We start from the raw sequence: 23,204 nt of genomic DNA, 5'->3' as shown, positions 1-23,204 counted from the left end.
CGTGGCCAAATCATCGCGTGAATTTCTGTATGGGTTGAACCCCGCGTTCGAGTGCCTGCGGGCCGGACGCCGCACCGTCTACGACGCCTTCCTCAACGAGCAGACCTACCAGAGCGGTCGGCTCGCCAAACTGCACGACCTGCTCCAGCGCCAAGGCGTGCCGGTCGAGCTGTGCGACAAGGGTCGCCTGATCCAGCTCAGCGGTTCGCGCGAGCACCAGGGCGTCGTGTTGCGCACGGGCACCTACCCCTACGCGAAGTTCGAAAGCGTCTTCGAAAACGCCCCGCCCCGCCTGCTGCTGCTCGACAACGTGGAAGACCCGCATAACGTGGGCGCGATCCTCCGCAGCGCCGAGATTTTCGGCTTTACCAGCGTGCTGCTGCCGACCAAGGGCGTGCCTGATGTCTACCCCAGCGTGGTCAAGGTCTCCGCCGGCGCGGCCGAGTTCATGCAGATCGCGAAAGACTGCACGGCCAACAAATACGTGCAACTGGCCCAGGAAGCCGGTTACAAGGTGGCCGCGCTCGACGCCAAGGGCACGATCGACCTGCGCGACCTCGCCAAGCAGATCCCCGACAAGCTGCTGCTCGTGATCGGCGGCGAAGACAAGAGCGTCGGCCAGTTCATCATCAATCAGGCCGAATACATCGTCCGCGTCGAGCAACAGGGCAAGATCAACAGCCTCAACGCCGGCGTCGCCGCCGGTATCGCGATGTTCGCGCTCTGTGGGTCGTAAGGGCGGTTTATTTAACCAGAAAAGGGCTGGACGATCTGATTGTCTGGCATCCTTGCGGATGCTGGCTGGTGTGGCGGACACAACCGGAAGTCGCCTGCGGCGACATCGCGGCTAGATAGCTGGCATCCTGCGGATGCGAGGCCAAGGCCCTCGACGAAACAGGTGCAACATTTCACACAAGCCTTTGGCTTGCAGCCACTAGCCGGATTTCGAGCGAAGCGAAGACTTCCGGTAAGGTCACCCTGCCGCATTGCACCCTTCGGGTGCCAGCTTTCCAACCCTAATGCCCCGCCACCAACCGCCCGCGGTCGTCGCAGGCGCAGGTGTGGGATTCGAGTTCGAGGGTGCAGTGGCTGATGTCGAAGCGGTCGTGCAGGAGGTCTTTGACGCGGCGGCGGATGGCGTCCCGCTCGTTGGGGTCGGTGCCGGGGGAGAGCACGAGGTGGCCTTCGAGCGCACGGTGGTTTTCATCCAACTCCCACACGTGGAGGTGGTGCATTTCCTGGACGCCCTCGACCTCCGTCACCGCCTGCGAAAGCGCCTGCAGGTCGAGCCCCGGAGGCGCGCCTTCCATCAGAATGCGGGAGGTTTGCTTGAGCATGCCGACGGACATCCAGAGGATGTAGCCCGCGATGATCAGCGTCAGCACCGGGTCCACCCAGGTCCAGTCGAGCCAGTAGATGGCCGCGCCGCCTACGAGCACGGCAAACGACGCGCCGGCATCGGTCAGGTTGTGCAGGAAGGCCGCCCGCACGTTGAGGCTGCCCTTGGAGAGCGACCACAGGAGGACGACCGTGCCGAGGTCAATCACGATGGCGAGCACCGAAACGCCCATCATCCAGCCGCCGAGGATGGGTTGCGGATCGAAGAAGCGCATCACCGCCTCGTAGAGCAAGTAAAGCCCCACCATGATGAGAGCCGTCAACTGGATCATCGCCCCGATCAGCTCCGCGCGGCGGTAGCCGAAGGTGAAGCGGCGGTCGGCCCCGCGCTTGGAGATCTTGCGCGCGATGTAGGCGATCAGCAGCGCGGCGGCATCGTTGGTATTGTGGGCCGCATCGGCCATCAGCGCGACGCTGCCGGAGAAGATCCCCGCGCCAAACTCGACGACCGAGAGCCCTAAATTGATGATCACCGCCCAGAGCAGCCCGGCGTCGCTGACGTTCTCCGTCCCGTGGTCGTGGTGGTGATGCCCATGACCGTGATGGTGGTGATCGTGGCCCATAAGTTTGCCAGTCTACGGCAAATGGGCTACGAGACAACGGGATACTGCAGTTGACGCTCTAGGTCGCACGTCCCAGGCCGCCGATGTTGGTGAAGCGGCTACCTTTGAGCGGGAAGACGGGCTTGCCGAGGCGCTTGCTGGCCTCCTGCTCGACGACCATCGCAAACTCGTAGTCTTGCCCCATCGCCTGCAGGATCGCGCTCTTGTGGATGAGCAGGCAGATGCAGCCTTCGATGCTGACCACGGAGGCCGTCGGCAGCGAATTGAGCAGGATGCCCAGCTCGCCGAAAAACTCGCCGTAGCTCAGCTTACCTACGCGGCGACGGCCCTTGAAGACGTCGAAGCGCCCTTGCAGCAGGATGTAGAAGTAAAAGTTGTCCCCACCCTCCTTAATCACCGTCTCGTTTTGCTTGTACTGGACGATCTTGGCCTGCCCCGCGAGGTAATCGAGGGTGCCCTGCTCCAGGTTCTGGGTCAGCGACAGGCGCTTGAGGTAGGTCTCGCGGATCAGCATGCGCTCGAGGTGATTCCAGCCGAGCACGGGCATGATGCGCTTCTTGAAGTCTTCCAGCATGAACGAGACGCAGGTCACCGGCGTGAGTGCGCGCACCGTGGTGTGGCCCTCGGTGCCATACATGATCGAAATCTGGTCGATGATCGTGTTGGGCCCCTGGTTGGGCACGGGCACCTTGCGGCCCGTCTGGTAGCGCTTCACGATCTCCACTTCGCCGGAGCAGATGTAGAGGGCGCGGTCGATCAGGCCCTCGCCGTCGAAGATCACGTCGCCCTTCTGGAAGCGCTCGAAGCCGAGGGAACCCTGCAGGCGGTGCAGGCCCAGAAGCGAAGTCTGGTTAAAGAGCGTCGTCTCGTGCAGCAGCTCCAGCTCCAGCTCGGCCGCGCCATCGCGGATCTGCTCGGCCAGTTGTTGGAGCGCCACCTCGTGCGGCTGCGGGCCGGTCTGCACCTTCCTGGGCCGCGCGGCGAGGCTCTTCTCGCGCGTCTTGGCCTTGAAGTAGGCTTCCATCACGATCCCGAGGGCGGTAATCGTACCCGCCGCAAACGTCAGGATGCCGGCGAGGATGGCCGTGCGCTGGAGGTCGCGGCCGGCAAAGAAAAAGTCGAGGAACGTCGCGCCGGTGATCTCGTAGGTCATGTAGAGCACCCCGCCCGCCAGGGCGAGCCACACCAGGCAGTAGCCAAACGCCGCGAACAGGTAGCTGATCGAGAGGTTCTGCTTGAAGTTGTAGACGCTGCGCTTCCACGTCTGGTTGCCCACAAAGTCCTGGTGTTCGTGCACCGAAAGCTCTTTGCGGGCAAAGCGGGAACGCAACAGGATGCGGATGGCCGAGCCCTTGACCGGCAGCATCTGCAGCAGCGTAAACACCATGACGACGCACGCGGCCGACGGGTAGGCCAGGCTGACGCCGCCCAACAGCAGAAAGAGCGGAGCGATCTGGACGAGGGCCGATTCGGTTTCCACCCGTGTGCCCGCCGTCTGCAAGTCGCGCAGGTCGACATGGAAGTGCGGGAAGAGCGAAGCGACGTTGAAGCGCGCCCGGTAGATCTCGCGCTCCTGCCAGTTCGCCAGCGAGGCACCGAAGATGAACCCGATGCTGATCGCCAGGCACATCCCTAGATAGCCGGCGGCCAGCGAGATCACGTTGGGTTTGAAGATCGAAAGGTCTTCGTGCTGGCTCTGGAACAACCAGCAGCCGAGGCCCACCACGATGCAAGCCAGCGAGACCACCGTCGCCATCTCCGAGCGCAAGGCGCCCCGCCAGTTGACGATGGGGAAGGCAGGCTCTTCCTCGTCCGGCCCGAGCAGGATGTAGGCTTTGCGGGCCTGCAGGATCAACTCGTAAAGGTCGTCGAGCCGCGGGCAGAGGCGGTCTTCGATCAGGATCGGGAACAGGTCCTTGAGCCGGGTGGGCTTGCGAAAGGAAAGGATGATCTTGGCCAGCGTGCGGTTGACCGTGAGGTAGGTCTTGCTCTTGCGGTTCTTGAAGACGATCAAATCGTCCCCTACCTGATGCATTTCCATGAACGACGTCAGCTCCAGCGGCGTATCGAGCACGTAGGCCTTTTGGTCGAGGCTGGGAGGGGCGTCTTTCCCTGGGGCGGGTTTGGCAACAGGTTCAGCAATAGCCGTCATAACGCAATAAAGGACAAGCGGACAGGGGGCAGAGCATGCTTCGGCGCACCCGAATTGGCAAGGTTAAAGCCTGACGCTACCGAGAGGTATACCCAGCGGAATCAAGCCAGAATTCACCCTATAACTCGGATTTTATAGACAGGGCTTAACCGTCTATCCTCGCATCACGGCCGCCCCTCCCGCGAAGCCACAAAAAAGGCACCCTGCAAAGAGGGTGCCCGTGAGGAAAAATCGACTGCCCTGTACCCCCTACTTCTGGGCGAGGCGGTTGAGCAGGTCGTAAACGCGGTTGACCATCGAGCGCGGGTCTTCGACAAAGCCGGCAGCCGCCATGCTGTTGTCGTAGATCTGGTCGGCGATCAGGCCCGCCAGCTCCGGGTCGGTGCCCTTGAGCGTGTGCAGCTGCTTGACCAGCGGGTGGCGCGGGTTGAGGTCGAGCTGGATCTGCATCGGCGGCATCGCGTCGTCCCCTTGGGTCTGGCGCAACACGCGGCGCAGGTTGGGCGACATAAAGCTGTCGGTATTGAGCGCGGCGGCCGGGCTGCCCACGAGACGCTTGGAGGTCTTGACCTCCTTCACCTTCTCGCCGAGGCGCTCCTTGAGCCAGTCGGTCAGCTCTTTGGATTCGGTTTCGCCCAGCGGCTCGCCTTCGCCCTGCACGTCTTCGAGTGCGGCTTCGGCGCTGTCGGCCGAGAGCAGCTTCTTCTCGCTGTAGGTGCCGAGGCGGCCCAGCACAAACTCATCGATCGGCTCGTAGAGGAAGAGCACTTCGATGTTTTGCGCCTTGAAGGCTTCCAGATACGGCCCTTCTTCGATGGACTTGCGGCTCGGCCCTTGCAGGTAATAGATCGTGTCCTGGCCATCCTTCATCCGGCCGATGTAGTCGTCGAGGCTGGTCAGCTTGCCGCCTTCGGTCAGGCTGCTCTCGAAGCGCAAGAGCTTGGCCAGCTTGTCCTTGTGCGTGAAGTCGTTGGAGACGCCCTCCTTGATGAAGTTGCCGAAGGTGTCGTAAAACTCTGCGTAGGCCTCGGGGCGCTTGTCGGCCTCTTCGCCAAGGAACTTGATGAAGCGGTTGGTGATGACCTTGCTCAGCTTTTGCACCAGCGCGCTGTCCTGCATCGACTCGCGGGAGATGTTGAGCGGCAGGTCGGCGCTGTCGACGACGCCCTTGAGGAAGCGCAGCCACTCGGGCAGCAGGCCCTCGGGCTTGGAGTCGATCAGCACCTTCTTGCAGTAGAGCGACACGCTGGGCTCGAACTTGCCGAAGCCGAAGCGCTCCAGGTTTTCCTGCGGCACGAAGAGCAGCGTGTTGATCGCCAGCGGCGCATCGGCGCTGAAGTGCAGGGTGTAGCGCGGCTCGTCGAAAGCGTTGGCCTGGAACTTGTAAAACTCGGTGTATTCCTCCGGCTTCACGTCGCTCTTGCTGCGCATCCAGAGGGCGTCGAGCTGGTTGACGCGCTCGTGGTTGAGCTTGAGCGGGTGCGTCACGAAGCTGCTGTAACGCTTGAGGATCTCCTGCACGCGCTCCTTCTTGGCGAAGTCCTTCGCCTCTTCCTTCAGCTTGAGCACGATCTTGGCCCCGCGACGCTGGGTATCGGGCGCTTCTTCGATCGTGTAGCTGCCGGAGCCGTCGCAAGTCCAGACGAGGCTCTGGCCCTCGCCCTTGTAGGAGTGCGTGTAGACCTTCACTTCGTCGGCGACCATGAAGGCGCTGTAGAAGCCCACGCCAAACTGGCCGATCAGTTGGGTCGCGTCGGCACCCGTTTCCTTGGCCTCCTTCAGCGCGGCGGCGAAAGCCTTGGAGCCGCTGTGCGCGATGGTGCCGAGGTTTTCGATCAGCTCCTCGTGAGTGAGGCCGATGCCGTAGTCCTGGATCGTAATCGTGCCCGTCTCCTCGTTGGTGATCACGTTGATCTCCAGCGGCAGGTCGGCGTCGTAGAGCTCAGCCCCCTTCAGCTGGTAGTGGCGCAGCTTTTCGAGCGAGTCCGATGCGTTGGACACCAGCTCGCGCAGGAATATCTCGCGGTCGGTATAGAGCGAGTGGATGACGATGTCGAGGAGCTGTCGCACCTCGGCCTGAAACGTATGCGTCTCGGTTGCTTGGTTTGCCATATGTGGATCGTCAGTAAAGTCGGGTAAAGCGTTGCAGAAAAAGCGAAGCGAGAAAGATAAGGCGCGTTCCGGCGAGATTTCAAGAAGGGATGTGCGCGGGGGAAGGCAGAAGGTTCAAAGCCGTCTCTGCGCTAAGCCGTGAGGATATTTCCTTGATCACCGCAGGAAGAACGGCTAAAAAAGCGAAAAAGCAAACCTATGTCACATAATAATAGCATTGACTTCACTATCTCAGGAATCGGCAGCATCTTAAAAGAAAAAAACTTGGTCGTGCCCTGCTACCAGCGGTCTTATGCATGGGAATCTCGACATATTGAAGATCTATATAAAGATATTGAAACCGCTATTAGCGAAGGCCGAAAGGAATATTTCCTAGGGTCAATCGTTTTGCTTGAAGATAAGAGGTCCTATCAGGTTGTTGACGGTCAACAAAGACTTGCGACCTGCTCAATTCTCATAGCGGCAATAAGAGATTATCTTATAGAATCCAAAGACGCTGCCCGCGCCACGAGCCTTGAGAGCGATTACCTACTTTCGCAGAACCGGAGGACACAGGAACTACAGCCTAACCTCACGCTTAACACGACGGACAACGACTTCTTTTTAAAGTTTGTATTAAAGTACGAAAATCAAAAAAGGAAAAAAACAATTGAAACTGGAAGCGATTCACATAAGAACATCAAGAAAGCCGCAGAACTCGCCAGGCGGCATGTTAAAAACCTAGCACAAACTAGGAACGACCCATCTAATCATTTAATGGATTGGTTGGACTTCTTAGACAAACAAGCAAAGGTAATTCGGGTACAAGTTCCAGACGGAGCGAATGCATTTACAATTTTTGAAACCCTGAACGATAGAGGGCTTGATCTTGCAATTTCTGATCTTCTAAAGAACTTCCTTTTCAATCGCGCTGGAGATCGAATCAATGAAGCGCAACACTATTGGTCCGCAATGACCAGCGCTCTTTCTGCGGTTGAAGCGGAAAAATACACCATTTCTTATATCCGCCACATGTGGTCCACTCAGCAGGGGCTCACGAGGGAGCGAGAGCTGTATGAGAGCATTCGATCTAGGGTCACCAGTATGCAATCGGCTATCGACACTGCCTGTCTTTTCGGCGAAGGTGCCAAAGTCTATGCTGCCATTCTAAACCCAAACCATGAGGTATGGAACGCCTATTCCCATACCACCAGAATGCACATGGCAACGCTCAACCTGCTCCGCATGACTCAGGTCCGCCCACTTATACTTGCTGCGCTCCAAAACTTCAACAAGAAAGACACTGAACTAACCTTGCAACTATTAGTCTCCCTTTCTGTTCGATTTTACATTCTAGGCCGATTAGGAAGCAGCGACTTAGAGATTTTCTATGCGACAAAGGCAAAAAACATAACTAGTGGTGAGATTACCAACTACAAGTCACTCAAGGAAGCATCAAAAAAAGATATACCCTCAGATGCTCAATTCAAAGAGGCGTTTATCACCGCATCCGTCGGTAAGAGCTATTTAGCACGCTATTATCTTTGCGCGCTAGAAAATCAAAAAAATCGTAGAGAGAATTCAGAATTGATAGCCAACGACAATCCTGACGACGTAAATCTTGAACATATCCTACCAGAGTCTCCCTCGCCAGAGTGGAATCAAAATAGGACCACAGCTGAGTCATATGTGAATAGACTTGGCAACTTGACGTTGCTACCCACTTCGGAGAATTCTAACATCGGAAATCAGCCTTTTGAGAATAAAAAGGCTGTCTACTCACGATCAAAGCTATCCATAACACGTGAGATTTCGGAATATGAAAGATGGGATTTTGAAGCAATAATGGACCGCCAGCGCAAGCTTGCGGACTTGGCGGTTGCCACGTGGCAAATCCGCTGATCCTCCGGTCGAGCGGCCCCCTCCCCCCTACTCCTCCACCCCCAGCTCTAGCGCGGCCTGGTAGCTGCCGATCTCTGCGTTGGGGTCGATGCCGAGGCGCTCGAAGCTGCCGGAGTGGAACTCCTCCAGAAAGAGCGCGGCCGACCACGAGAAATCCTTCGCGCCCTGCCCTTCCCCATTCTCGGCGTTGTAATGCTCGCGAAAGCCGGAGAGCAGCGGCAGCACGTAGATCGAGCGCAACAAGCGATTGGCGAGCCATTCGTGTTCGCCATAGTCGAGTAGGCCCCGGTAGATCAGCCAGTTGATGTTGAGCCAGAGCGGCCCGCGCCAGTAATTGCGAGGCTGGTAGCCCGACTCGATGCGGCTGTAGCCGGCGGCGGTGAAGCTGCGGTAGTGGCAACTGCCAGAGTAGGCCTCGCTCTTGATCTGCTCCACCAGTTGGGCCGCCTGCTCGTCGTTGGGGATGCGGGCAAAGAGCGGAGTGAAGCCGCCCAGCTCGTGGCTGTGCAAGCGACGCCCCTGCTGAATATCGTAGGGCAGGAAGGTATTGAGATGGCCATCCCACAGCTTGCGGCGCATGGCCTCCGCCGTCTTGTCCGCCCGCGCCTGGTGGCCGTCCACGTCTTCGCCGATGGCGCGCGCAATCTCCATCAAATCCAGCTCGGCCTGCACCAGCACCGTGTTCGAGAGCAAATCCTGCACGAGGAAGGGGCAGACGCGCTGCAGCGAACGCTCGCGGTAGCCCTCCCGCTTGGCCTGCTCGGCGAGAAACATATACGCATCGTATTCCGCGTTACTCGGGCGGCCCGCCTCCTTCCAGTTGTCGCCGTCTCCGCGCCGGTATTGCGGGATGTCGATCGCCTGGAGGTCGAAGCGCCTCAGCAACTGGTCCCACACCGGCGAATTGTCGCGCCCGCTCTCCCACGGGTGGCGGATGTAAACCAGCCCCTCGCCCAACGGGTCGCGCTCGCGGTACAGGTAGTCGTGCCAGGCGCTCAGCTTGGGGTAGATCTCGCGCAGGAAGGCCGTGCGCGCCGCCTCGTCGTCCCACAACCGCGCGACATGCCAGGCCGCCGTCGCGTGGATCGGCGGCTGGATCAATCCACTCGTCGGTACGTCGTCCGGCGCATCGTCGCTGCGGAAATGCGTCTCCCAATACTGCGGCCCCGGCGTGTAATCGGTCTCCCAATCCGTAAAGACGATGTGCGGGCACATGCCGTTGCGCCACTGCCCGCGGAAGTAGTTGCGCAGCTCCTCCGCCCCCCGCTCCGGAGAATACCGTGCGCGCCCGATGGCCACAAACGCACTGTCCCACGACCACGCGTGCGGATACATGCCCTTGGCCGGCAGCGTATGCGTGCCCTGCCAATTATCGTCGAGCAGACGCTGCGCGCTCTCCGCCGCCTCCGCCAGCGAGTGATATTCCAGTTCTAATCCCATAACGCGTTGACCCGACGATACTACAGAGACGGCAGGGGGTCAAACGGAGGTGGGCGCGAGCGGTTCGATTGACGTGTGAGCGGTGGGACTTCATATTATCGGCATGGACACGCGAACGGAAACGCTCTGCCGGGAAGCCTTGGCTTTGCCCAAGGAAGATCGGACTTACCTGGTGAAGCAGCTATTAGAGAGTTTTGAGCAGGGCGACGACCTCAGCCCAGCCTGGGAGGCCGAAATCGTTCGCCGCTTGCACGACCTCGAAAGTGGTAAGGTCCAGCCCATTCCGGCGGAAGAAGTTCATGCCCGATTGCGCGAGAAGCTCTTTTGGTAGCGCTCTCTCCAGTACATAGACATAACTAAAAATAGGTTATTTACTTCTTTAAATCTCTTTGGACGCAGTTTAATCTCGCGGCTCATGATGACCGCAGAGAGGACATGGGTATTTTTAGATGAATCCGGTAACACAGATCTAAATGCGGATAAAAAAGGTGAAAGCCCATTCTATGTAATAGCAGCAGTGGTTGTTCCCGAAAGCTTGATCCACTCTCAACGCCTAGCCGCGCTAGAGATCAAGAACAAGCAGTTCGGGGGGAATGGAATGAAGACCAGCAAGCTAAAGAGCGGCAACAAGCCTCGGATTAATCTAATTCTTAACGAGATGGCCATGGGAGGCTTTAAGATCGTTATTCTTTCAATTGACAAACGTAACATCCATAAATTCTCGGGTCTTCAGTACAAAAAAAGCTATTTTAAGTATATCTACCGAAAAATTTATGATTTGATTTTTCGGTCCTACGAAAACCTCGTGATACGCGCTGACGAATATGGAAGCCCCGACTTCATGAAAGGATTCGAATCGTATCTGAGGTCCAAGTTCTCGGAGAGCCTCTGGCCTATTTACGATTTCCAGTTCACAAATGACAAAGATGAACCACTCCTAGGAATCGCTGACCTAGCTGCGGGAAATATACGGCGGCAATACGATTCAAACAGCTATCCCCCTGTACTTGAGATCTTGAGGAAAAATATACTGCAAAGCAGCTGGTGGCCATACCCGCCTGTTACAGTTGAAGCTACTACAGAAAGCTTAGAGCAGGAGAAGCATGATGGCATAATCGCTGACCACAGCATCAGGCTAGCAAACATCTTCGTCAGCAACAAAGAACATGATTCTGACTTTGAATATCACGTCGCAACAGTGGAAATGCTAATCAACTACAATTTAGAAAACCCTAACTCCTATTTAAGCGGTCCAGCCATTTGCGAAAATCTCAATGAACAGTTCAGAGATCAAAAGATAAACACGGACTTCTTACGCAGAAATATAATCAACAAGCTCAGAAGCAACAATGTTATAGTGGCTAGCAGCAGCTCCGGATACAAAATTCCGGCCTCTCAGACGGATATAAACACCTACATCAATATGGTTAGAAGCCGAGTCGTCCCTTACCTTGAAAGGCTAAAAATTGCTAAAGATGAAATTTTTAGAACAAGCCATGGATCACTAAACATACTTGAGAAACAAGAGGATCAGCTAATGACTCACCTTTTAGCTCCTTTTGAATCTTCTACTCCCCACCGCCCGGATCAACCAACCGGGCGCTGACGAAGATGAGCAAGTTTCGCTTCTGTGTCGACTCTCCTTCGGAGCGAAAGAGGCGGCCGAGCAGGGGGATGTCGCCGAGGAGGGGGACTTTGTCTTCGATCTTGACCGCCTGCTCGCGGGTGAGGCCGCCCATGACGACCGTGGCGCCGTCCCAGATGGTGACTTCGGTCTTCACCTTGCGCACGCTGAAGATCGGCTGGTAAAAGCCGCTGGGCACCGTGACGGTGTTGCCGCTGGAGATCGCGACACTGGTGCCGCCGTATTCGACAAATCCTTCGAACTCGGTCACTTGCGGCTCCAGCAACAGGCTGATGCTGTCGTCTTCCTCCACCGTTGGGGTCACGGCCATTTCGACGCCCACATTGCGGGTGGTGAAGTCGCGCGGGGTGCCGGTGGTGATGGCCACGCCCGCGCTGCCCGCGTCGGAATCGCCTCGGCCCACCTGCGCGTCAAGGTCGCCAAAGTTCTGCGGGTAACGCAGCTCCTGTGCGACCACGATCTCCGCCGTCTTGCCCGAAAGCACGGTGACTTTGGGCGCGCTCAGCAGGTCGTTACCCGTCTTGCGCTCCAGCGCGCGCAACAGTAGCTGCACCTGCGCGCCGCCCAGCACGCCCGAGATGTCGGCCAGCGGGTCGACCACGTCGGCCCCGAGGTCGATCTCGCGCGAGAGCTGGGGCGCGTCTTGCGGCACCGTCAGCTCGCCCGAAGGGCCGGCGCTGGGCCCGGTGATGCGCAGGGCGTTGCCGGCGGAGGTGGGGCTGATGGCCTGCGACAGCCGCCGATTGCCGGAGCGATAACGGTCGTTGCCGCTCGTCACCTGCCAGTTGAAGCCGATCTCCTCCAGGTCGCCCTGCTGCACCTCGATGAAACGCGCCTCGATCTCGACCTGCTTCACCTCGCGGTAACGGCGCAGGAGGTTGCGCACGCGTTCGAGGTTGCGCGGCGTCTGCGTCACGATCATCTGCCCGTCGGCCAGCGCAAGGTTGGCCCCCGCCACGCCTTCGAAGGGCACGCCCGCCCGCTGCAGAAACGCCCGCAACGCCTCCTCCTGCGAACGCAGCCGCCCACTCGGCGCGCCCGACTCCAGCGCCGGGGCCGGGGCAAAGGGGTCGATCGCCTCGCCCGCCAGCTCGCGCTCCGGCACGCCGATCAGGCGAATCAGGGTCGAACGGTTGAGCGGGAAGAACGCCGTCTCCAGGTTGGTGCCCGGCCCCACCCGAGGCCGCACCACCACCGCATCGGGCTGCACGTCGTATTCGTAGCCCACGCTGCCCGCCGCCAGATCGAGCACGCGCGCCAGCGACAGCCCGCGCAGGGTGATCGTCACGTCCGGGTCGTTGCCGCCGGGATCCATCAGCACGAGGTTGACGCCGCCTGCCGGGTCGAATTCCTCGCTCATGGTCGAGAGGGCGTCGAGCACGCGGCTCAGCGGCATGCTGGTAAAGCTGACACGCGGCAGCACCACTGTGTCGAGCCGACTGCGCAGCGCCTCCGTCTCCGGCGTGGGGCGGGGCTCGGCCAGGCGCGACTCGCTTTCCGGCCACTGCCACGAATCCTCCACCCGCTCCAGCAGCCGACTCCGCGTCTGCCAGCGCGATTTTTCCAACTTGGCCAAATCGGCTTCCGGCTCTGGCTCGTCCACCGCTACCGGGGCAGGCTTGGGCGTCGGGCGGACCACCGGCCCGCTGGGCTCCAGCCGCTCGCTCTCCAGCTCCACCAGATCGAGCAGCTTGCCCTCGGGCGGTTGCTTGGAGCGGACTTCGCCCAGCATCTGGTTTACGCGCGGGTCGTTGGGCGACAGCTCGTGCAGCTTCGTCAGGTGCAGCTCGGCCGTGCGCCAATCGCCCTGCCGCTGGGCCTGCAGCGCGAGCGCCATCCGGTCGACCGGCGTAATGGTGACTTCCGCGCTCAAAAGCGGAGCCGCGAGGGCAAGACTGGCGTAAAACAGGCGGCGCATAAACAAAGGGTTACGGAGTCGTAAGCGGATACGTTTCGAGGCGGCTCTGACCATCGCGGGTCCAGCGCAGGGTGTAGCCGGAGGCAGTCGAAGCCGTCAGCTCCACCCGCCAGTCTTCGAGGTTGACGGACAGGCCCGGTTGCAACGTCACCACCTGCCCCGCAGCCGTGCGGAAGGTGATCTGGCGCTCGCCCAACGGCACATCCCGGCCCGGCGGCAGGATCAAGTCGCGTTGCAGCGCCCGGTCGTGCACGCGCAACCCGTCCGGCGTCTGCCCACGCAGCTCCACCTGCCACTCGTCGACCGCGCCCACCGGCGACAACGACAGGTTGCGCTGCGTCTCCCGATTGAAAAGCAGCACCGCCTCCGCGCCATCGGGCTTCACGTAAGCCGCCTCCAGCCGCAGCCGGTAATCCAGCTCTTCCACCGCCACCACCTCCAGCCGCGGCAAGACCGTGCCCTCCCCCACCGGCCGCACGATCTCCAGCCCGTCCTCCCCCCACCGCAACGCCGGCCCGTCGAAGAGACGGAAGTCGCCGTCGGTGCTGGAAGGGAAAATGGGCATGTTTGCGGGCAACGCAGGCAACGTATCCCCAGCGGCAGGCACAAACACAGGCAAGTCTCTAGCTTGGCGAGTAGCATCCCACCAAGCTAGAGAGGCTAAAACCAAAGGCGACACGACGATCCAATAGCGTAAGTTCACCAGTAGGCCTCCGGCGGTAGGGTTACGAAGCGCACTACAAATTGGCTTTCATCGGACTGAAGCAGGCCTTTCTCGGGCGCAACGGAAGCCACTTCCAAAGCGGTAACGACCACCTTGAGCGGCGACGCTCGGAGCGCTGATTCCAACCGTGCCAAATCAGGAGTCTCTCCCCTAAAGTGAACTTCCCAGGTGATCAGCCGTAAATTCGTCGGTCCAGCCATCTCCACCGAGCAGCGAACCTGCGGTAACTGAGGAAGCGCCTCCCAAATCCGGGGATACAGCACGCCCGCCTGCGCCAGCCAGACCTCCCGCACCGAGCGGTCCCGATTCGAAGGCATACCCCAATCGTAGTCCTCTGGATCCACCGCGTAACGATCGGCAAGCTGCGCCCGCCACTCCTGTTGCTGCCGCAGCCAACGGACGTCCCAACCTCCCTCCAGCCGCGAAGCCTCTGGCCTCCAAGTCTCGGCCTCCGCCACGTAAGCAGTCAATTTCTCCGAGGCCTTCAGGGATTCCAGACGCGCCACCTCGCCTCTTAAGCGGTGCATTTCATATTCGCTTACCCGCTGGGAATCTTCCCGCGATCGAATAACCACCCGCAGGACTTCATTGCACAAGAGGAGGCAGATGAAGCAAAGCAAGGTGACTGGTATGCCCGGCAGGAACCTCATGGCAGCTCCCCAAGTCTGAATGTGAACGCCAACCGTCCCGGCTCCTGAGGCTCCACTTGTATGATCTCGACCCCCAGCCGATCATCCAACCGATCCAGTAGCACCTGAAAGTTGGCCGGCACCTCCGGATCGCGATCCGCTTCCGCTTCATTAAAGCTCCAGATCAGGCCCGACAGGGTCACGGTATCGCCCTCCAGGCGCCAAGCCGTAAAGTGCAGGTTTGGAATGGGCTGTGCAACCTCGTTCAGGACCTCCAGCATCCGTTGCAAGCGCTCTTCCTCCCTGCGGGCTGGTGCCAACGTTTGCCCGGTCGCCTCTGCCCAAGGCAGGTCTATCCGCATAAAGCGGTCCCCCTTCAACTCGGCCAGACGCGCCTCAAGCGCCACCTGCTCGGCCTCCAGTTGTGCGGCCTCTTCACGCAGCTCCTGCCAGCGGTAGGCTTGAAACGCGACCAGCAACGTCAGCGCCGCGGCCGCCGCACGAAAAGGTCCACACCAAAGGGCAGCGTCGGCGACATTCCGGCTCTGTGGATCGCGCAGGTCGAAACGCATTGAGAGCTTCGAGGGCTCGCCCAAGCCCTTCAGCCCCTCCACCGGCGGCACCCGGCGCTCGCCGTTTTGCCAGGCATAGACCGGCACGCTCTCGGGCTCCTCGCGGTTCAGCTCGGTGCGGGCGGAAGCAATGGCTTCGGGCCACGTCTCCGGGTTCGAGGCCAAGGGCTCCACGCGCACAAAGGTCTCGTACACGACGAGCAGCGCCGCCCAGCCCAGCTTCTGGTCGTCGATCAGGCGCACTTCGCGGGCGGGCGAATCGTCCGGCAAGTGAGAAGCCATCAGCGGCACGAGCTTCGTCACCCACAGGTGCGCCCGGGCAAACTCCGCCAGCCACGCCGCCAGCGCCTCTTTCCGCACCACGAGCAGCCACGGCCCTTGACGCACCCAATGGAGCTGCCTGGGCTCCAGCGGCAGCACCTCGGCGGGTGGACGCACGGGAGGCCAGACCATCGACTCCCAACGGGTGACGAAAAGCGACAGCGCGGCGGAAAAGATCTTCAATTCGCTGCCGGGGGCACAGTGTTCGCGCGCCAGTTCGAGCGCCACCGCCTGCGCATCCGCACCCGGCGCGACCGCAACCTCTTGGCGCACGCCCGTCCCTTGCAGCCGCACACGGGTGGGCGCGATCCATAGCTCGAACCGGCCGCGCGGCTTCATCGCCCCACCTCCAGAAACGCGGGCCACAGCGGCCAACGCAGGTCCTCGGGCTGGTAAAACGGAGTCGCCCGCGCCGGCAGCAGCCAACGGCTCTCCTGCACCCGCGCATCCGCCACGCGGAGCAAAAACGCCTGCGCCGCCTCCCGGTCTCTCAAGGCCGTCGCATACATGGTCGGAGCGACGGCGATCTCCTGATCACCCGTCCACACCTGCACACGCCACGCCGTCGGCTCGGCCTCCATTTGCCACATCTCGACTACTCCGGGCGGCACGAAAAAGCTCACCGCGAGGCGGGTCTCGACCGACGGAGGCGCAAACGTCGTCTCCTGCACGGCAGCCCACTGCTTCGCCTCGCCCCGCTGCGCCGCCCAAAGGCCGGAAAAGCGTACCCGCCAAGGCGCCACTTCGCCCTCGCCCGACACGCGCCGCGCCTGCAGGTGCACGCACACCTCGATCCACTCCGCCCGTTGGCGCTCGGGCGCGCGCTCGGCAAACTCCACCCGCTCGACCAGCGGCACCGCAGCGGCTTCTGCCAGCGGGCAGCCGAGCAACAGCCCCGCCACCAACCTGAAGCAGTAACCCCACGACAACCAGCGCATGCACCTTAGGCAATCGGCACCCTTACCGTTGGCAATGCAGAAATGAAAACGGACGTGGGAAAAGCTGAAAAATGATTCGCTTGAGGTTAACCGTTCACACGAGACTTGCTTTGCCGTTGCCCCGCACCCAACGTCTTCGAGTGAATCCTGCGCCCACTGCTGCTCTCTTTGCGGCCCTTGCCATCACCCTCGCCTCCACGATCTGGGCCGCCGCGCCCAGCATCACGACCGAACCGGCCTCCGTTTCGCTCGCCACCCGCGAGGCGACGTTCTTCCAGGTCGAAGCCTCCGGTGCCGATCTCGCTTACCAATGGTACACCGGGAACACAGGCGACACGACGGCTCCGGTGCCCGGTGCCACCGGCCCCCTGCTGGTCACGCTCCCCCTCACGGCCACCACCACCTACTGGGTGCGGATCTCAAATGGCGAAGGCCACGTCGATAGTGCTGCCGCGACGGCCAACGTCTCCCCTCGCCCAGCCGGCACCGTCTGGCAAATGGGCGACATCGACTACAACGAGGGCGCTACCGGCGATATGGCTGGCCATATTCCTACCTACCATTCCACCGGAGTTACTGACATTTCAGCGAGCGGCGAAACGCTCTTCCTCCGCCAAGATGGTGCGCTCTGGCTACAACAACGCTGGGACGCTCGATTTGCCGATACGGAAGTGGAATACCTGCTGGCAGATTCGATCTATCGCAAGGAAGACGGCAACCTATATACTCCATCATCACAAAATGGCGAGCTCTCGGACCTCCCAAGTGATACTGTCGTCTACCGACCTTTTCGTCATTCTGCCCGGATCGATACCAGCCACACCCTTTGGATGCGGGGCTACAACTCAACCGGCCAGCTCGGCACCGGAGATTTGGAAAGTCGGGCGGACTGGACCGAAATCGAAAGTGGAGTCGTCTCGGTTGCCGTAGGCGATCAGCATACGCTTTTCCTCAAAAGCGACGGGACGCTCTGGGGCATGGGCAGCAACTCGAGCGGGCAGCTGGGTGACGGCACTCTGGTGGACGCTTCATCGCCCATCCTGCTGCAAACCGATGTGGTGAAGATCTCCGCCGGCTCGCGCTTCAGCCTTTTCCTCACCGCCAACGGACGCCTGTGGGAATGTGGGGATCGTTGGGCAGACATTACTTTCGAAACCCCCGCCGGCAATCCAGTTCCGGTCCCGTTTGTCCTGGCCGAAGACGTCCGGGAAGTCGTCGCCAGCGAAAACCGCCACGGCTTCTTTATCAAGACCGACGACAGCCTGTGGGCCTTCGGCCAGAACGACTACGGCCAGCTTGGAGTCCCCTCAGATCCAGAGCCGCAGTATTCCCCTCGTGTGCAAGTGCCGCAGAAGGTCGCCGAGGATGTGCTGAGCGTCTACACCAACAGCTTTCGCAGCTTCTTCATCACGCGGGGCGATGGTGACAGCGATGCCGACGGCCTGCCCGACCATTGGGAGATGCGCCTGTTCGGCAACCTCACCACCGCCGATGCCACGAGCGATTACGATGGCGATGGCCAAAGCGACGCTCAGGAATTTCTGTTTCGTCGCTCTCCCGTGAATGCGGAAGAGAACTTCCGCGTTCAAGCGGGGTGCTTTCCTGCGTTCCAGAACTGGGCGGGATTTTCCTACAGCTTCCCCGGTGGCGACCCCACCGGCTGGTGTCTGGAGCCAAGCTACGTGGACACCCGCTTCAGCACCTACACGGTCGAGTGGACGCACGACCTTGATACCGGGCCTTGGCAACCCGTGACAGGCACCACCTGGGATTACGACTGGAGTACATTCTACCAACCCGGCTCGCGCCTGATCAGCCTCCCGGATATCCGCCAGGCACCCTTCTATGCGGAGGCCCAACCCGTCTACTTCCGCATCGCGGTAAAGCAACGGAGCAGCGCCATCCCCTTAGTGGAATGATGTGTTTAAAGGTATCTATTCCAGGCATATCCACCATCTTGCTTGCGGTTATGTTACACGGTTCATTACCTCGATCATAACGATGCGCGCTGCTGCATTTACGCTTCTATTTTCCTGCGCCCACCTCGCGGTCGGGTGGGATCAAATCCCGCGCCTCTACGACGCCGACGACGACGGCCTGCTGGACGAATGGGAGATCCGCTATTTTGGAGATCTGACCTCGACCAACGGCATTGGCGACTTCGATAAGGATGGGACGTCAGACCGGCAGGAGGCCCGCTATGGCCTCGATCCAACCGACGGTGTCATCTACATCAAGGCCTCGCTAGAGTGGCACGACGAATCCATCTACATCTTCCCGGAGCCTTACACCGCAGGCGCAAGATACCACTGCTACTACACCTACGACTTCGTCAGCTGGCATTATATCTACCTGTCGACGCAGCCTTGGACAGACCCGGTCCACCCTCGCAAAGGAGCAGACCTGAATGATGAATGGACTGCGATCGATTGGGATCGACCGGTCTACTTTGCCATCTCCATCGCTCTGGAGCCCAGCGCTCCTTATTTTCTGCCGCCTGATCCGCCGGAGAGCGGCCCGACGACACCACCTCCATCCATGACACCCCCCGAAAATCCTCTCCCATGAAGCCTGCCTTACCTCTTGTTGCGCTCAGCCTGATCGGCCTGACGGCACCTGTCTGCGCCGATGATCCGCTACCCTCACTCGATGCGTCTCTGGTCTATGCCAATGGCGACCTCCAGCTCCGATACTGGACGGACTGGCCCAGCACGACGAGTTATGTGCCCTACTGGACGACTGATCCGGTAGCCGGCGAATGGGTCCCGCTGATGTATTTCGAATCTGGCTACACCACGGGTCATCCGAATGGCGACTATCGTTGGTTTGTCCTGCCCGACCTGACGCAAGCGCCCTACAATGCCAATACGCAAGCGTTGTTCTTCCGTGTCGAAGTAACCGTGGGCACGGCGCCACCACTGCCGCCACCCCCCACTTATGTGCCCCCGCCTCCTCCGACCACGGAGCCTCCGCCCCTGGATACGCCGCCAGACTACACACCGCCTCCGCGCTGAGAGCGCCTGTGTCTTACGCCTTGCCGTGGGTGGCGGAAGTCCTTACTGCTGCCTTTCTCTCACCATGATTGATCGACCCCACAGACTGACTTGGCTGTTGGCCGGTGCCCTTTGCGCTGGCCTGCCGCTTGCCGCCCACGCCCAGGATGCCGACCGCGACGGCTACACCGATGCCCAGGAAATCTGGCTCGGCACCAACCCCCAAGACGGCACCTCCTACCTGAAGTCGAACCTCGTGATCGACAACGGCTTCTTCCTCACCTTCACCCCGAAGGCCACCTCCGCCAACTACCGCTATTTCTGGACCCACGAGCCATCGGGAGCCTGGACGGAGTTGTCGGGCCTCGCCAGCACGGAAGTCGATGGGCTGGTGCGCGTGACGTTGCCCGATCTGGCGCAGTCGCCCTACAACCTCAACGGCAACCAGGCGCTCTACCTCCGCGTCGTGGCCACCGCCAAATCCGGCCTGCCCGACTTTACGCCACCCCCGCCCCCCACCGAGCTGCCGCCCCCTCCGCCGGACTACACGCCGACGCCCCTGCCGTAGGCAGCCCGTTGGAGCCCAGAACGTCCCCGCACTTGCCTTTGCCGGCCGCTTGGCCTACAGAAGGCCCTTATGCCAATGGACCGCACGGCCGCCCGTGAGCTTCAGCCCGCCGACTTGCGCGGGATCCTCAAGTATGTCCCGCAATGGCGGGGGCACGTCTTCATCATCGCCATCGACGGCGCGGTGATCCAAGACGACAACCTGCACCACCTCGTGCTGGAGCTCGCGGTGATGCACAACCTCGGCATCCGCATCGTCATCACCCACGGGATTGGCGAACCGCTGCGCCGGACAGCCGAAGAGCGCGGCCTCGCCATTACCGACTACCGGGGCGAGGGCCCGACCGACGACGCGACGCTGGAGCTGGCGATTGAGGTCGCCGGCCTGCTGGAGCACCGCCTCGTCCGCGGCCTCACCCAAAACGGGCTGCGCTGCGCCAACGCCAACGCCGTGCGCGCGACCGAGCGGGGCCTGCTCAAGGGCGTCGACCAGCTCAACTCGGGCAAGGTCGACCGAATCGACAAGCAGATGATCCGCACGATGATCGACAACGACATCGTGCCCGTGCTCAGCCCCATCGCCTTCGACCGCGACGGCTGGCCCTACCGCCTCAATTCCGACCACCTCGCCTCCGCCCTCGCACTGGAGCTGCAGGCGAGCAAGCTCATCTTCCTCACCCTCTACCCCGGCCTCAGTGTGCGGGGCGAATTCCAGCTCAACGTCTCCGTGCAGGAAGTGCGCGAGCTGCTCGACCGCGAACCCGAGGCCATCGACGAACCCGTCCGCAGCAAGGCGCTGCACGCGGTCAAGACGATCGAGGCCGGCACCCCGCGCGCCCACCTCATCGACGCCCGCATCCCCGACGGCCTGTTGACCGAAATATTCTCGAAGGTCGGCATCGGTTCGATGATCCACGCCAACCCCTACGCGCAGATCCGCCGTGCCCGCAGTGGCGATGTCGACTCGATCCACCGCCTCACCCTCATCGGCGTGCGCGAAGAGAGCCTGCGGCTGCGCACCCGCGAAGAGCTGGAAGACCATATCGACGACTACCGCGTCTACGAGATCGACGACAGCATCATCGGTTGCTGCCGCCTCAGCCCGCTCGAAGACGGCAAGAGCGCCGAGATCGCCAGCGTCTTCGTGCACCCCATCTACCAGGGCCGCCACATTGGCCGCGCCATGGTCGAATACGCGATCGAAGAGGCCAGAAAGACCGGGCTGGAGCGCGTCTACGCCCTCAGCACCCAGACCTCGGCCTACTTCACCAAGATCCTCGGCTTTGCCGAAACGGAGCCGACCGAAATCCCCTCCAGCCTGCAAACCCGCACGGCCGATGCCAACCGCCGCAGCCGCGTCCTCGTCCGCCATTTGAAGGAGACCAACCCGGCCAAGCGCGAAAAGCTGCCGGTGGAGTGAGGGCCGGAAGATAAGATCAGCGCTCCTTGAAGCTCAGGATTTCAAAGCAGTTCAGGACGCGGTAATCCGCCTCATTATTCGTAATGAGGCGTTGAATCCCATTTTCAAAAAGCGTGGCGGCCAACAGGGTGTCGAGCAGCCTGCGACGCCCCAACCGGTGGATCCTGAGCCATCCTCCCAGTCGATTCACTGCCTCGCGATTGGGGAACACCGGAACGACTTCTTCTGCATTCCACCAGTTCTCGACCCGCGAAACCGCATCGGCCATCGGCAAAGGCTGCGGCATCCGCTTGGAGTCGGTAACGACGTGAATGAACTCCACCAATGTCTGCGGGGCCAAGGCAAACGTATGGCCTTCTCCCAAAAGATCCGTCAACAGACAATCTGCGGGAAGATGAAACGGGGGTCCGTAATCTCAACGGCGACCAGAAAGTCGGTATCAATCCCGTGGATCATGCCGCATCTCGTCCAATAGATCGCGATCCTGATAAGCCGGGGCAATCGGGCCACCGACACTCGTCGGTCGCCGGTTTTTCAGCGAGGCTGGCTTTTGCACCATCCGCGCGCGGTAGGCTGCCATCGCTTCCGAAACCAACTCTCCCGGCGACCGGCCCGTATCCCGGCTCAATACCATGATGTCTTCGTAGACGGGGTCAGGCATTTGCAGGGTCATCGTCTTCATGGTAGTGATCATAGCCTGCCCGCGCTTCTGCGCAAGCTTACCCTGCGTCCGCTCGCGCCCTGCCTGGAACCCAAGGAGGCCCTCTCCAGCATTGCCCGGAACCATCACGACACTAAATGTATAGCAACAGACAATTCTGGCCCTCAACTCACTGCCTGGATTGAAAAGAAAAACCCGATAAGCATCTACCTGTCTGCACCTTACGGCACAACCCCACCATTCCGGCATGCGTTGAGCAATAGCATCTGTCATGAATCTGGATTTCAAGGCACCGGAATTTAGTCGCACGCTGGAGCTGCCCGATGGGCAGGTGGTGGGTTATGCAGAAATCGGGCTGCGGGAGGGCAAGCCCGTGCTCTTCATGCATGGCTGGCCAAGCTGCCGGCTGCAGCCCTTGCACGCCTACGAGCTGGTGAACCGCTACGGGGTGCGGTTGATCGTGCCCGACCGACCGGGGCTGGGGCTGAGTTCACCCGTGCCGGAGCGGCGCATTGCCGATTACCCGGCGCAAATGGCCGCCCTGCTCGACCACCTGCAGATCGGGCGCTGCCACGTGATGGGCGAGTCTGGCGGATGCCCTTATGCGCTGGCCACCGCCTGGGCCTTACCGGAGCGGGTCGATAAAGTGGCGGTGCTTTGCGGGGCGCCGCCGTTGAGCGAGTTCGACGACTGGAGCGACCTCTTTCCCGTCTTCCGCCTCTTGCTCTCGATCCGCCAACGTGCGCCCGGGCTGCAACTGCAGGCGCTGAAGCTCGCGACGCTCTACACCCGGTGGATGCCCGAGCGCTGGATGGTCAAGGCGATCCTCCCTGTCCTGCCCTCGCGCGACCGCCAGGCGATGCAGGAGCCGCAAGCGCTGCCCGCCTACACCGCGATGGCGCACGGCACCTACGGCAATGGCCCAGCCCCCGTCTTGCAGGATGGCGAGCTGTTTCTGGCCGATTGGGGCTTCCCGTGGCGCGAGATCCGCCGCCCGGTCGCCTTCTGGCATGGCTGCGACGATCAGACGCTGCCCTTGGCCAAGACCCGCTGGCTGGCCGAGCAGATCCCCGGGGCTTCGTTCTTTCCAGTGGAGGGCGAGGGGCACTACTCGCTGCCGGTCTACCACTTCGAGACCGCCTTGCGCTGGCTATATCAAAAGACCGAAAGCACGGCTGAAAATTCCCGCCAAATACAAGCCATTTAGACCACTTAACGGCCTATGTATAAGCGCTTAGGCCTAGACAATAAACCATTCTCAACCTATACT

The 23,204-nt window shown here is 60.8% G+C and carries 21 protein-coding genes; 10 read left to right on the top strand and 11 right to left on the bottom strand.

Features of this window, described 5'->3' with window-relative positions; genetic code table 11:
- Position 1: 1 nt before the first annotated feature.
- A complete protein-coding gene (locus Q7P63_04125; GenBank protein MDP0499268.1) occupies positions 2–736 on the top strand; it encodes an RNA methyltransferase in 735 nt (244 codons plus the stop codon).
- Between the two features lie 280 nt (positions 737–1,016).
- Here Q7P63_04125 and Q7P63_04120 read toward each other — a convergent pair whose 3' ends face one another.
- From Q7P63_04120 to htpG, 3 genes are all read right to left on the bottom strand, one after another.
- Complete coding sequence (locus Q7P63_04120) at positions 1,017–1,961, bottom strand: cation diffusion facilitator family transporter (protein MDP0499267.1); 945 nt, start codon at positions 1,959–1,961, stop codon at positions 1,017–1,019.
- A gap of 58 nt (positions 1,962–2,019) precedes the next feature.
- Positions 2,020–4,113, bottom strand: coding sequence for a cyclic nucleotide-binding domain-containing protein (locus Q7P63_04115; protein MDP0499266.1), 2,094 nt, complete (start codon positions 4,111–4,113; stop codon positions 2,020–2,022).
- Between the two features lie 249 nt (positions 4,114–4,362).
- Complete coding sequence (gene htpG / locus Q7P63_04110; protein ID MDP0499265.1) at positions 4,363–6,225, bottom strand: molecular chaperone HtpG; 1,863 nt, start codon at positions 6,223–6,225, stop codon at positions 4,363–4,365.
- Between the two features lie 198 nt (positions 6,226–6,423).
- Here htpG and Q7P63_04105 point away from each other — a divergent pair, with 198 nt between their 5' ends.
- Positions 6,424–8,106, top strand: coding sequence for a DUF262 domain-containing HNH endonuclease family protein (locus tag Q7P63_04105; protein MDP0499264.1), 1,683 nt, complete (start codon positions 6,424–6,426; stop codon positions 8,104–8,106).
- 27 nt (positions 8,107–8,133) lie between these two features.
- Here Q7P63_04105 and Q7P63_04100 read toward each other — a convergent pair whose 3' ends face one another.
- Entirely contained in the window at positions 8,134–9,546 is a 1,413-nt protein-coding gene (locus tag Q7P63_04100; protein ID MDP0499263.1) for a trehalase family glycosidase, read from the bottom strand.
- Between the two features lie 103 nt (positions 9,547–9,649).
- On the opposite strand from Q7P63_04100, the gene Q7P63_04095 reads away from it, so the two are divergent.
- A complete protein-coding gene (locus tag Q7P63_04095; protein MDP0499262.1) occupies positions 9,650–9,877 on the top strand; it encodes an addiction module protein in 228 nt (75 codons plus the stop codon).
- Between the two features lie 84 nt (positions 9,878–9,961).
- Positions 9,962–11,152, top strand: a complete 1,191-nt coding sequence (locus tag Q7P63_04090) for a DUF3800 domain-containing protein (protein MDP0499261.1) — start codon at positions 9,962–9,964, stop codon at positions 11,150–11,152.
- Here the strand turns inward: Q7P63_04090 and Q7P63_04085 are convergent.
- From Q7P63_04085 to Q7P63_04065, 5 genes are all read right to left on the bottom strand, one after another.
- Positions 11,115–13,109 carry a hypothetical protein gene (locus Q7P63_04085; protein MDP0499260.1) on the bottom strand — a complete coding sequence of 665 codons (1,995 nt, stop codon included), beginning with the start codon at positions 13,107–13,109 and terminating at the stop codon, positions 11,115–11,117. The two genes, Q7P63_04090 and Q7P63_04085, sit on opposite strands and share 38 nt — an antisense overlap.
- Before the next feature lie 10 nt (positions 13,110–13,119).
- The gene (locus Q7P63_04080) at positions 13,120–13,674 is read right to left on the bottom strand and encodes a hypothetical protein (GenBank protein ID MDP0499259.1); all 555 of its coding nucleotides are present in this window, start codon (positions 13,672–13,674) and stop codon (positions 13,120–13,122) included.
- A gap of 134 nt (positions 13,675–13,808) precedes the next feature.
- Positions 13,809–14,483, bottom strand: coding sequence for a hypothetical protein (locus Q7P63_04075; protein ID MDP0499258.1), 675 nt, complete (start codon positions 14,481–14,483; stop codon positions 13,809–13,811).
- Complete coding sequence (locus Q7P63_04070; GenBank protein ID MDP0499257.1) at positions 14,480–15,694, bottom strand: hypothetical protein; 1,215 nt, start codon at positions 15,692–15,694, stop codon at positions 14,480–14,482. Before Q7P63_04070 ends, Q7P63_04075 begins: the two co-directional genes overlap by 4 nt.
- A complete protein-coding gene (locus Q7P63_04065; protein MDP0499256.1) occupies positions 15,691–16,293 on the bottom strand; it encodes a hypothetical protein in 603 nt (200 codons plus the stop codon). The genes Q7P63_04070 and Q7P63_04065 overlap by 4 nt, the downstream gene beginning before the upstream one ends.
- 140 nt (positions 16,294–16,433) lie before the next feature.
- Between Q7P63_04065 and Q7P63_04060 the strand changes: the two genes are divergently transcribed.
- From Q7P63_04060 to argA, 5 genes are all read left to right on the top strand, one after another.
- The gene (locus Q7P63_04060; GenBank protein ID MDP0499255.1) at positions 16,434–18,212 is read left to right on the top strand and encodes a hypothetical protein; all 1,779 of its coding nucleotides are present in this window, start codon (positions 16,434–16,436) and stop codon (positions 18,210–18,212) included.
- 82 nt (positions 18,213–18,294) lie between these two features.
- On the top strand, positions 18,295–18,861 hold the full coding sequence (locus Q7P63_04055; protein ID MDP0499254.1) for a hypothetical protein: 567 nt from the start codon (positions 18,295–18,297) through the stop codon (positions 18,859–18,861).
- The gene (locus Q7P63_04050; GenBank protein ID MDP0499253.1) at positions 18,858–19,307 is read left to right on the top strand and encodes a hypothetical protein; all 450 of its coding nucleotides are present in this window, start codon (positions 18,858–18,860) and stop codon (positions 19,305–19,307) included. Before Q7P63_04055 ends, Q7P63_04050 begins: the two co-directional genes overlap by 4 nt.
- 64 nt (positions 19,308–19,371) lie before the next feature.
- Entirely contained in the window at positions 19,372–19,854 is a 483-nt protein-coding gene (locus Q7P63_04045) for a hypothetical protein (GenBank protein ID MDP0499252.1), read from the top strand.
- Positions 19,855–19,923: 69 nt separating this feature from the next.
- Positions 19,924–21,273: an amino-acid N-acetyltransferase gene (gene argA, locus Q7P63_04040; GenBank protein MDP0499251.1), complete on the top strand. Its 1,350-nt coding sequence runs from the start codon at positions 19,924–19,926 to the stop codon at positions 21,271–21,273.
- Between the two features lie 16 nt (positions 21,274–21,289).
- Here the strand turns inward: argA and Q7P63_04035 are convergent, their stop codons facing one another.
- Positions 21,290–21,649: a hypothetical protein gene (locus Q7P63_04035; protein MDP0499250.1), complete on the bottom strand. Its 360-nt coding sequence runs from the start codon at positions 21,647–21,649 to the stop codon at positions 21,290–21,292.
- A gap of 63 nt (positions 21,650–21,712) precedes the next feature.
- Positions 21,713–21,955, bottom strand: a complete 243-nt coding sequence (locus tag Q7P63_04030; protein MDP0499249.1) for a hypothetical protein — start codon at positions 21,953–21,955, stop codon at positions 21,713–21,715.
- 250 nt (positions 21,956–22,205) lie between these two features.
- Between Q7P63_04030 and Q7P63_04025 the strand changes: the two genes are divergently transcribed.
- Entirely contained in the window at positions 22,206–23,141 is a 936-nt protein-coding gene (locus Q7P63_04025; protein ID MDP0499248.1) for an alpha/beta hydrolase, read from the top strand.
- Positions 23,142–23,204: the final 63 nt, after the last annotated feature.

It is taken from the genome of Verrucomicrobiota bacterium JB022, from assembly GCA_030673845.1.
GTDB lineage: Bacteria > Verrucomicrobiota > Verrucomicrobiia > Opitutales > Oceanipulchritudinaceae > WOUP01.
This window is presented reverse-complemented; position numbering and strand designations above follow the sequence as displayed.